Source organism: Sporosarcina obsidiansis (genome assembly GCF_009651005.1).
GTDB lineage: Bacteria > Bacillota > Bacilli > Bacillales_A > Planococcaceae > Sporosarcina > Sporosarcina obsidiansis.
In genome coordinates, this window is the sequence record NZ_WHVW01000037.1 from 1 (window position 1) to 10783 (window position 10783).

A 10783-nucleotide genomic window follows, 5' to 3' on the forward strand; every position below is an offset into this window, starting at 1 on the left:
GTGTTTGTGTCACCGGCAGAACCAATGCACAAACGTATATTTCGTTAACGTTTTGCTGTTCAGTTTTCAAGGTTCATTGCAGTCGTTTTTTTGACTGTTCCATAACTATAACAAAGGTTTGTCCTATTGTCAACAAGTTTGATAAAATACTTTTCAAAGTATACTTGTTTTTATAGTTTCTAACACTTTCTAAGCTAAAAGATAATCAAAAACCGTTCCCTCTCAATAGGGAACGGTTTGTAGTAAGTATCTCTATTTAATGAAAATAAAATATAAAATGAAAATCACAAACAATCCATACATAATTGGATGAATCTCTTTTCGCCTGCCGCTTACCAGCATTGTAATCGGATAAAATACGAAGCCGATCGCAATACCTGTTGCGATACTATATGTCAACGGCATGGCAATGATTGTGAAGAATGCTGGAACAGCAATTTCAAAACGAGACCATTCAATATTTCCTAATGTTGACACCATCAACACCCCTACAATGATTAAAGCAGGCGCAGTGACTGCTGGTGTAATAACTAACAAGAGTGGCGAGAAAAACAAAGCCAATAAAAATAAGATTGCAGTAACAATAGAAGCAAAGCCAGTTTTCGCGCCTGCAGCTACTCCTGCTGTTGATTCTATATAAGAAGTAGTTGTAGATGTTCCCATTACAGCACCTGTTACCGTAGCTAATGAATCAGCGAGCAATGCTTTTCCTGCGCGCGGTAAACGGTCATTTTTCATAAGTCCTGCTTGTGTAGCAACTGCAACTAATGTACCTGCTGTATCAAAGAAATCAACAAACAGAAAGGTAATGACGATAACAAGAAATTGAGTAGTCATTAATGAAGCAGGGTCATTGGTAAACACATCAAATGCTGCGCCAAACGTCGGTCCCACAGGCGGAATCTTATCCACCACTTTATGTGGTACTTCAATTAGACTGACTAGCATACCCAAAACGGTAGTCATAATCATACCATAGAAGATAGCTCCTTTGATTTGACGTACCATCATTATGACGGTCACTACCAGACCGAAAATTGTCAATAACGTAGGTCCTGCTGTTAAATCGCCCAGTGCCACTAGAGTATTTTCATCCCCTACTATTATGTGGGCGTTTTGCAACCCAAGGAATGTAATGAATAGTCCGATACCTGCGCCGACTGCAAATTTTAACTGGGAAGGGATTGCGTTGATAATCGTTTCACGCAAGCCTGATAATGAAAGAATGATAAAAATTATTCCTGAAAACAAAACACCTGTCAAAGCTGTTTGCCACGGAACGCCGTATGTTAACACGACCGTGAAGGCAAAAAATGCATTTAACCCCATCCCAGGTGCCAAGCCAATCGGGTATTTAGCAATTAAACCCATGAACAATGTTCCGACTGCAGCAGAAAGTGCTGTTGCAACGAAAACAGCGCCTTTATCCATTCGCATGGAATCCGGTAAATCAGGTATTACATCTAATGACAGCATAATTGGATTAACTGCTAAAATATAAGCCATTGCTAAAAACGTTGTGATCCCACCGATAATTTCGCGACGATAATTGGTGCCCAACTTATCAAACTCAAAATATTTTCTCATTATGACCTTCCTTACGCTCATTATGTAAAAAGAGGCATACGAAATATACTCGTATGCCTCTAGTCAATCCAATAGAAAATAGTTCTTCTATTTAGGATCGTAGTCGAAACATTTACGGTGTTTCGGTAGAGACTTCTAGGCCATATTCCCAGCGTTATACGATCTTATTTAATTGTGCCCTAAACTAATAGGGTTTATTCCCACTCAATAGTACCGGGCGGTTTGGCCGTAATATCATAGACGACACGGTTGACTTGATCAACTTCGGACGTAATACGTGTACTGATCTTCTCAAGTACATCCCAAGGAATACGTGCCCAGTCAGCTGTCATTCCATCAACCGAATGAACGGCACGAATACCAACTGCATAGTCATACGAACGCTTATCATCACGAACACCTACACTTCGGATATTCGGAAGTACTGCGAAATATTGCCAGATAGAACGATCAAGCCCTGCTTTTGCAATTTCATCACGCAAAATCCAATCTGCATCTCGAACGATTTCCAATTTTTCCTCAGTTATCTCACCAAGTACACGAACACCTAGACCTGGTCCTGGGAAAGGTTGACGATGAACAATTTCACTCGGCAACCCCAGTTCTGCACCAACTGCACGCACTTCATCTTTAAATAACGCACGGAGAGGTTCGATCAACTCAAAATCCATATCTTCAGGCAATCCCCCCACATTATGGTGAGATTTGATTGTAGCAGCAGTCGCTGTACCACTTTCAATAATATCCGCATAGATTGTACCTTGCGCTAAGAATTTAATGCCATCCAACTTAGCAGATTCTTCATCAAACACGTAAATGAATTCATTACCAATTATTTTACGCTTTTGTTCTGGATCTGTAATACCTGCTAGCTTGTCCAAGAAACGTTTACGTGCGTCCACTTTAATGAAGTTCATGCTGAATTGTTCACTAAAAGTCTTCACAACACTTTCCACTTCACCCTTACGAAGTAGTCCGTGGTCGACAAAAATACACGTAAGTTGATCGCCGATTGCACGGTCAATCAAAGCCGCCACTACTGAAGAATCCACGCCACCGCTCAATGCACAAAGCACTTTGCGATCACCAACAGTCGAGCGGATTTTTTCAACTTCTATTTCAATGAAACGTTCCATTGTCCAGTCGCCTTGCGCTTTACAGATTTCGAAAATAAAGTGGCGCAATAATTCTTTACCATGTTCTGAATGATGCTCTTCAGGATGGAATTGAATAGCATAGATCTGTTGTTCATCGTTTGAAATCGCTACAATTTTACCAGCAGAATCTTTTGCAGATGCAGTAAACCCTTTAGGTAATTCAGCAACGTGAGCGCTGTGGCTCATCCAGACGTTTTGCTTCTCTGTTTGACCAGCAAACAATGTAGATGTGGTGTCCACCGTAATCGACTCTTGTTGATATGTGCAGTCTTCTGTTTTTTCCATCGTACCCTCAAAATGCTTCACGATGAGTTGTGTTCCATAATTAATACCTAATACAGGAATGCCTAACGTGAATATTTCCGGATCGATATCATAAGCAGTATCATCACCAATCGAAGCAGTTCCGCCAGAAAGGACAATACCAGCTGGATTCATCTCCTTCAATTCTTCAACAGTCGTGGTATGTGCATGTAGCTCACTGTACACTCCAAAATCACGGATTGTTCGCGTGAAGAGCTGATTATACTGACTGCCGTAATCAAGAACCACAATTTTTTCTTGTTCGACTAACAAAGGAGCATTTGACAACTGATCCACCTCTTCCATTTTACTAATGCAAATTTATGCCTCAATCACAAAAGACGCGTAAGAAAGTCAACTTTCCACGCGTCTTTTTCGCCAAAGAATACATACCGCCCTATTCGATGACAGCCGACGTTCGTTATAGCCAGATATATTGAGGACATATCAAGCATTGATTCGCTACATATTTTACGCATATTTCTTAAAAAAATCAACAAGTTGTATTAATAATTAAATCTTCCCAAACTTCATTCAATTTAATCCAATCTTGAGATAGCTGATCTTTCCCATAGATTCCCTTCTCGTACGCAGCTGTTAACTCACGCATGCGTTCACCGCCATATTGTTCATCTACCTGTAGCGCATAAAGAGAAAGAGTGGTCCCAGGTTCTTTCGGTATTCCTACACGATCCAATTGCTGTAAGAGCTGCAAATATTGCTCTTCAAATTTCCGCCAACCATCCTGTTTCTTACGAAGTTGCTTCACTTTCCATTTCGGTAGCCAGCGTACTCGTTTCTGATACGCCAAGAACATACCGCCAGCTAGTAAAAGTACCAACACTACATACAGCCACCATTGAGTGAAAAACCAAATGAGATTGCCTTTCAACTTGCTGAATATCGACGATGTTTTGTCATTCTTTTTCTGCAACTGTACATCTTTTTCAACTTCTGGTTTCTCTGGTGCTTTTTCAATTTGCTCTTTTCCATCTGTAGCCGACGCATCAAAGTCTATGTTTGTCGGATGAGTAAAACCAATCGTTGGTTCGAAAGGCATCCACCCTACGTCTGGAATGTAAGCTTCTACCCACGAATGTGCTTCGTCGTTCGTCACACGATAGACACTTTTTCCAGACGCCTTGTATGAAAGCTCACCAGGCGCAAAGCCTTTCACCCAACGTGTAGGAATTCCCGCAGAACGAAGCATGACAGCCATGGACGTAGAAAAGTTATCACAATACCCTTTTTTCGTATCAAATAAAAATTGATCTACATAATCCTGCTGGGGCCCTGGAACCGCCACATTTTGTGTCTCATAGGTAAAACCATTCCGCTTAAAATACTGCTCCACCGCTTTTACTTTGTCGTAAATCCCTGTTTTCGTTTCCGTGATGGATAAGGCTAATTCTTTCACACGTACTGGTAATTCCTCAGGAAGTTGCAAATAACTGTTCAAATCTTCCGGAACAGTTTCATATGACATCATTTCCGACTTTTTTAATTCGGACATTGAATATTTGGGAGAGACATATTCCACTTCGTATTGCCCGATTTCTTCTTGCATACCCATCAGCATATATAAACGGTTTCTTTTTTCCTCATGCATGATCGAAAGCGACTCCGGATATAATAATTTGCGAGTTCCATAGGGAGTGACTAGAAAAGGCAGTGGCTCTGTAAAGGTTAGTTTTGCGTAAGATGGCTGTACATCTTCTGATTCCCACAGTTCTTCATTCGTATGCAAGATTTCAGACTCTGACTCTGTATTTTGCACCCACCCCTTAGATGTATACGTATCCTTTGTCTCGATTCGCCAATACTGCCGTTCCTGTACATCTGCCTCAAATACTAACTGATGATCTTGTTCAAATGCCCCACCCAATTGTGAATCGTCAGGATCATAGCCAGCCTTTGCCGTATTTGTTCCTGCCTTATTTCCTGACGCATCGCTCATTGATAATAAAAACGGTACAGGATCAGGCCAGGCAGGTGGATGGACAGGAGCATTTCTAGATAGCAACCCGACAAGAGCAACGAGTAATAACAGCGGTAAGGAAAGCAGTAACAATCGTTTAGGCCGAATAGGAACTCTCTCCTTACCAGCCAAATTGATGAGTGTCAAATACCCTACCATCAGTAAACCCACCATCATAATCCGCACAATAGAGGTCGAAGCATCATATGGACTAAACGTATCTAAAAGCGCGATGAACACGACGGTGATGGAGAAAAACAACATCATACTATTGCGCACTTCAATCCAATGGCGAATTAAATAAGCAATCATCCAAATCAACGTATATAACAATAGAGTACGAAATAAATTCGATAAATCGCCTATATTACCTTGAAACAAGTAAATAATATTCTGTTGGACGTCTGTAAGGATCACACCAATTGACCGCATCGAGAAAAACAATTGATCAAAATAGATGTAGTGCACGGTCCATAAAATATAAAGTAATTGCAAAGTCGTACTTAACCACCAAACCACATCAAATAGTGCAAGCACAAAAAACACGACCAGATAAATAAGGAACAAAGAAGGATAACCGAAGTCAGTCAACTCCATAATCGGGATAAACCATTCCCAGAGCAACACGATACTCAAAACATATAAAAGCACTAAGACCTTCCAGTTCAATTTACTCTTCCTCATGAAACCACCGCCTCTTTTAGCGCCAATGAAACATTTGATTTGCTAACGATTCGTACGATGATCCCCAGTTGTCTCACTTGATCAATTATGAGATCGAGATCTTCTGTGTTTGGGTCATCAGCACAGGTCACAAAACAAACGATAGAGGATGGCTTTGAATACGACAGAAGAATGCGATGAATGAAATCCATACGTAGGTTTCCTGTAATCACCAGTATCATGTTCCCTTGCTCTACTTGCAATATAGGAATTGAGACAATATTCGAATCAACTTGCTGAATTTTCGCCAAATGTACCAACGCTTGCTGCATTTGATTTGCAGATTGAATAGAAGGTAGTACTATAGGCTGTTGACCCGCAATCATCAAGGTAAGTGCGGCTTGATGCTGTCTGGCAGATACGAGAAGAGACGCTGCAAACTCTACCCCTTCCTCGAATGTATCTGAAGTAGAACTGTCTAACAGCACCGTGTATTGCTCAGATTTTTGTTCATCAAATTCTTTAGTCATTAGCTTGTTCGTACGAGCAAACGATTTCCAATGAATCCAAGACATTCTGTCACCAGTTGCATATTCCCGAACACTCGATGGCATAGCGGCATCCTTGGCCAGCATAAAAGCCGACACCTTCTGCCCTTCGCTCGTACGTGAAACAGCCGATTCGTATAACATATCAGTTATTTTTGGATACACTAAAAAGGAACTTTGAACCATATATACGCGTCTCTTCCGAATCCAATTAAAAAAGTCTACCACTTCAATTTCCACTGCAGGTAAGATGTATTCCCCACGTTGAACATTCGTCAACGTATACGAAAACTCATACTGCCTTCGAAAACCTAAAAGTACGATTTGCTGGACTGTCCGCTCTTTGCTCGCATGCTGTCTTCGATCTACAATTACCGTATACAAAAGAGGAAAGGGTAGCTTTCTGGAAATGGACAAACGGATAGTTACTCGTCCATCCCGAGTCATTTGTCCAGCAGAGACCTGCCGTTTCACAGTAAAATCTCGTAGTGGATAAAAATAAAGCATGACCGAATATAGAACGAAAGGCATTATCATATAGAAGATAAACCAGCTCACGAAGCCGCCTTGAAACTTCGCAAAGGCATACGCCGCTACGCCGATCCCAAAGACACCTACTATACTGCTGATTGACTTCATACGTTTCATCGTTTGCTTCATACAGAAGAAGGCCGCTGAACTGGCACTTCTATACGAGACAACACTTGTCGGATGAGTATGCCAGGGTCCATTCCTTCATATTTCGCTTCCGGTCGCAAAATCAAACGATGCGAAAATGCGAAAGGTGCAAGGTATTGCACATCATCAGGCAAAACGAACGAACGCCCTTGGATAAACGCATATGCTTGGCAGGCCTTCATGAGCGCCAATGATCCACGTGGACTGACGCCTAATGCTACTGATTCGTGTTGACGAGTTGCTTCTGCACAATCTACTATATAGGACACGATAGTATCATCCACCATTACTTCCCGGACCTCACGCTGTAATTCTATCAATTCCTCTACTGTGACAATCGCTCCAATTTGATTGATTGGTGTTTGTTGTTCTGCCCTTTTTAAAATATCCATTTCTTGTTCTTTTGTCGGATAACCCATTTTTAATTTGAAAATAAAACGATCCAATTGAGCTTCCGGTAATGGGTACGTTCCTTCATATTCAATTGGATTTTGTGTAGCCATCACAAAAAACGGTTTAGGCAACTGAATCGTCTTGCCATCCACTGTAATGGATGACTCCTCCATCCCTTCAAGTAAAGCTGCTTGTGTTTTCGGAGAAGTACGGTTAATCTCGTCCGCTAAAACGATATTGCCTATTAGTGGTCCTGGACGAAATTCGAATTGCATCGTCTGAGGGTTATAAATTGAAACCCCTGAAACATCGGATGGCAGCAAATCAGGTGTGAATTGTATGCGCTTAAATTGTGCTCCAATCGAAGTCGCTAGCGCTCTTACCAACATCGTCTTACCAACGCCTGGAACATCTTCGAGCAATACATGTCCACCTGCTAACAATGCAGTGATGCTCAACTCCGCAATTTCTCGCTTGCCGACAATGACTTTCTCTATATTCGTCAGTACTTGTTCGATCCACCGTGAATGCATGTAGTTCCCCCCTCATGTCACTGTCTTCATTATCTATATAAAACTATCATACCTGAAACCAATAGGTCCGACAAACAGAAAAACTGCCGCCCTCTGTTAGACAAAAGGCAGGCAGTTTTCATTTCCAAAAGTCATCGAAGACTGTAATAGGCAAGTGTCGTTTATGGGCAGAACGTAAATAATGACCTTCTATTTGCTTCTGAGCTTCCTCGGAGACTTGTTTCCCTTCCAAGTAATCATCGATTTCATCATAGGTTACACCTAACGCAATTTCATCCGGGATCGCCGGTTTATTTTCTTCTAGATCGGCTGTCGGAATTTTATTGTATAAATGAAGAGGACAATCTAACGCCTCCAGCAACTGTTTTCCTTGACGTTTATTCAGTCGATAAATAGGCATGAGGTCGGCTGCGCCATCGCCGAATTTCGTGTAGAAACCTGTAATCGCTTCTGCTGCGTGGTCGGTTCCTAGAACGACAGCATGATGGACGGCCGCCACAGAGTATTGAACTTTCATTCGCTCTCGAGCCTTTTCATTTCCTTTATCGAAATCAGAAATATGCAAGCCTGTATTTGCTAGAGCACGCTCACTCGCATCCACTGCCTCTTTGATATTCACGGTATAAACCACAGATGGCCGAATAAAACTCAACGCATCTTGACAATCATCTTCGTCAAATTGAACCCCATACGGTAGGCGAATGGCGTAGAAACGATAATTTTCTTTTCCTTCTTCTTCATTCAACTCATCGACCGCCATCTGCGCCAATTTACCAACTAACGTAGAATCTTGCCCTCCTGAAATCCCTAATGTAAAGCCTTGTAAAAACGTGTTCTTTCTCAAATATGCCTTTAAAAAGTCAATGGAAGTTCGGATCTCTTGCTGCGGATCAATCACCGGCTTCACACGTAATGCTTTGATAATTTCTTGCTGCAATGTCAACGCTCCCACTCCTTTGCTATCATTTGTAGTCATGTACCATTTCGTGCACTTCTTCAATGTTACGCATTTTATTGTCCCAACATTTTTGACTGAGATCGACTGGATACTCTTCTGGATTCAATGAGCGTTTATATTCGTCCCATAATAGCGTGAGATTCTCATATGCAAATGCACGTATGTCATAGACAGGTGGATTTTCATAGATCACTTCACCATTTCGAATTACTTGTTCATGTAAATTGACCGCTTTAAAGTTTGTGACAAATTTCGAGATAAAGGTATGGACAGGATGGAACATTTTAATTCGTTCTTCTTGTGTTGGATCTTCGTCATGCATGGTAATATAGTCGCCTTCTGCTTTGCCATTCTCCAGATCAATAATCCGATATAGTTTCTTACGGCCTGGTGTTGTGACTTTTTCCACATTGGCAGAGATTTTGATCGTATCTTCCATCTCTCCATCACTGTTTTCAATAGAAACAATTTTATAGACCGCTCCAAGTGCTGGCTGATCATAAGCAGTAATTAACTTCGTACCGATACCCCAAATATCCACTTGAGCTCCTTGTGCTTTCAAATTCAAAATCGTATATTCATCCAAATCATTGGAGACGACGATTTTAGCATCAGGGAATCCTGCTTCATCCAACATACGTCGGGTTTCTTTAGACAGGAACGCAATATCTCCACTGTCGAGTCGAACACCGATAAAATTGATGCAATCTCCTAATTCCTTAGCTACTTTAATGGCGGTCGGCACACCAATTTTCAATGTATTGTAAGTGTCTACTAAAAATACACAGTCTTTATGACGCTGCGCATAGACTTTAAATGCCGTGTATTCATCCTTGTAAGCTTGCACGAATGAATGCGCATGTGTGCCTGAAACTGTTAAGCCGAAACGTTTTCCAGCCCGCACATTACTGGTTGATTCCACTCCACCAATGACAGCTGCTCTGGCGCCCCAAATCGCTGCATCCATTTCATGTGCGCGACGGCTACCGAATTCCATCACCACATCATCTTTTACGACTTGCTTGATACGGCTCGCTTTCGTACTGATCAATGTTTGGTAATTGACGATATTGAGCAATGCCGTCTCGATCAACTGCGCTTCAATTAAAGGTGCTTCTATTCGGATGATGGGTTCATTCGCGAATACAAGCTCTCCTTCTTTCATAGAATAGACGTCTCCGGTGAAACGAACATCTTTCAGATACTCTAGAAAATCATCAGCAAATCCAAGTTCTTCGCGCAAATACGCCAGGTCGCTCTCAGTAAATGAAAACTCCTGCAAATATTTCAATACATGTTCCAGACCCGCAAAAATCGCATAGCCATTTCCAAAAGGAATTTTCCTAAAATACACTTCAAACACAGCTTTTCTTTCGTGTATCCCATCTGCCCAATAAGATTCTGCCATGTTAATTTGGTAAAGATCTGTATGTAACGCTAGGCTATCGTCTTGATATGATGAACTCATAGTCGTCTCCTTCTTCCGATGCAATAATGCTTCCATTATACACTATTTCCCCTTTTTCTTCGTAAAGTAACCTTATTCGTCAGAAAAATCACGTGAAACTTTTTCCTTTCCACTTCGTACAGAAGTAAAGGAGGGATATTATTGAGTACGATATTACTAGTAGCAGTCCTGGTCTTGTTTGGTTATATGATATTGAGCAAATTAGACTCCATTGAACGTCGATTAGCGCGGCAACAATCTATTTTAGATCAACTCACACAAGACTTTCCTGAGCCTCCTGCTAATGATGAAATCCGCTCACTAATCTTAGAAGGCGAGAGCGTACAAGCAGTGAAATTGGCAAGAGAACTGTTTGGTTTCTCTTTATTGGAAGCAAAACAATATGTCGACCGATTAAAAGAAAAAGCATAAAAAAAACACCTTCCGATGAGGAAGGTGTTTCAGACTGTAGACAAAAGGGTGGGAAATCGTCACGATTTCCCACTCTTTTGTTATTTCTGTTCTAGAACCAGAGAAA

At 41.3% G+C, this 10783-nt stretch carries 8 protein-coding genes and 1 riboswitch; of the genes, 1 reads left to right on the forward strand and 7 read right to left on the reverse strand.

The annotated features are described in order from the left end of the window. Window positions 1-252 precede the first annotated feature (252 nt). The 7 genes from GD002_RS17255 to GD002_RS17285 form a co-directional block, all read right to left on the reverse strand. Complete coding sequence (locus GD002_RS17255) at window positions 253-1587, reverse strand: NCS2 family permease (RefSeq protein ID WP_153733609.1); 1335 nt, start codon at window positions 1585-1587, stop codon at window positions 253-255. A gap of 80 nt (window positions 1588-1667) precedes the next feature. Further along, a riboswitch (purine riboswitch) is annotated at window positions 1668-1769 on the reverse strand. A gap of 12 nt (window positions 1770-1781) precedes the next feature. Further along, complete coding sequence (gene guaA / locus GD002_RS17260; RefSeq protein WP_153733610.1) at window positions 1782-3353, reverse strand: glutamine-hydrolyzing GMP synthase; 1572 nt, start codon at window positions 3351-3353, stop codon at window positions 1782-1784. 187 nt (window positions 3354-3540) lie between these two features. Next, window positions 3541-5709 carry a transglutaminase domain-containing protein gene (locus GD002_RS17265; protein ID WP_153733611.1) on the reverse strand — a complete coding sequence of 723 codons (2169 nt, stop codon included), beginning with the start codon at window positions 5707-5709 and terminating at the stop codon, window positions 3541-3543. Beyond that, on the reverse strand, window positions 5706-6884 hold the full coding sequence (locus tag GD002_RS17270) for a DUF58 domain-containing protein (protein WP_194841674.1): 1179 nt from the start codon (window positions 6882-6884) through the stop codon (window positions 5706-5708). The genes GD002_RS17265 and GD002_RS17270 overlap by 4 nt, the downstream gene beginning before the upstream one ends. An 8-nt stretch (window positions 6885-6892) precedes the next feature. Further along, window positions 6893-7840 (reverse strand): AAA family ATPase, encoded by a 948-nt coding sequence (locus tag GD002_RS17275; protein WP_153733613.1) that lies wholly within the window; start codon window positions 7838-7840, stop codon window positions 6893-6895. Window positions 7841-7958: 118 nt separating this feature from the next. Then, window positions 7959-8783 carry an ammonia-dependent NAD(+) synthetase gene (gene nadE / locus GD002_RS17280; protein WP_194841675.1) on the reverse strand — a complete coding sequence of 275 codons (825 nt, stop codon included), beginning with the start codon at window positions 8781-8783 and terminating at the stop codon, window positions 7959-7961. A gap of 19 nt (window positions 8784-8802) precedes the next feature. Beyond that, on the reverse strand, window positions 8803-10266 hold the full coding sequence (locus GD002_RS17285) for a nicotinate phosphoribosyltransferase (protein WP_153733615.1): 1464 nt from the start codon (window positions 10264-10266) through the stop codon (window positions 8803-8805). 141 nt (window positions 10267-10407) lie between these two features. On the opposite strand from GD002_RS17285, the gene GD002_RS17290 reads away from it, so the two are divergent. Beyond that, window positions 10408-10677, forward strand: coding sequence for a hypothetical protein (locus GD002_RS17290; protein ID WP_228548415.1), 270 nt, complete (start codon window positions 10408-10410; stop codon window positions 10675-10677). The last annotated feature ends 106 nt before the right edge of the window (window positions 10678-10783 follow it).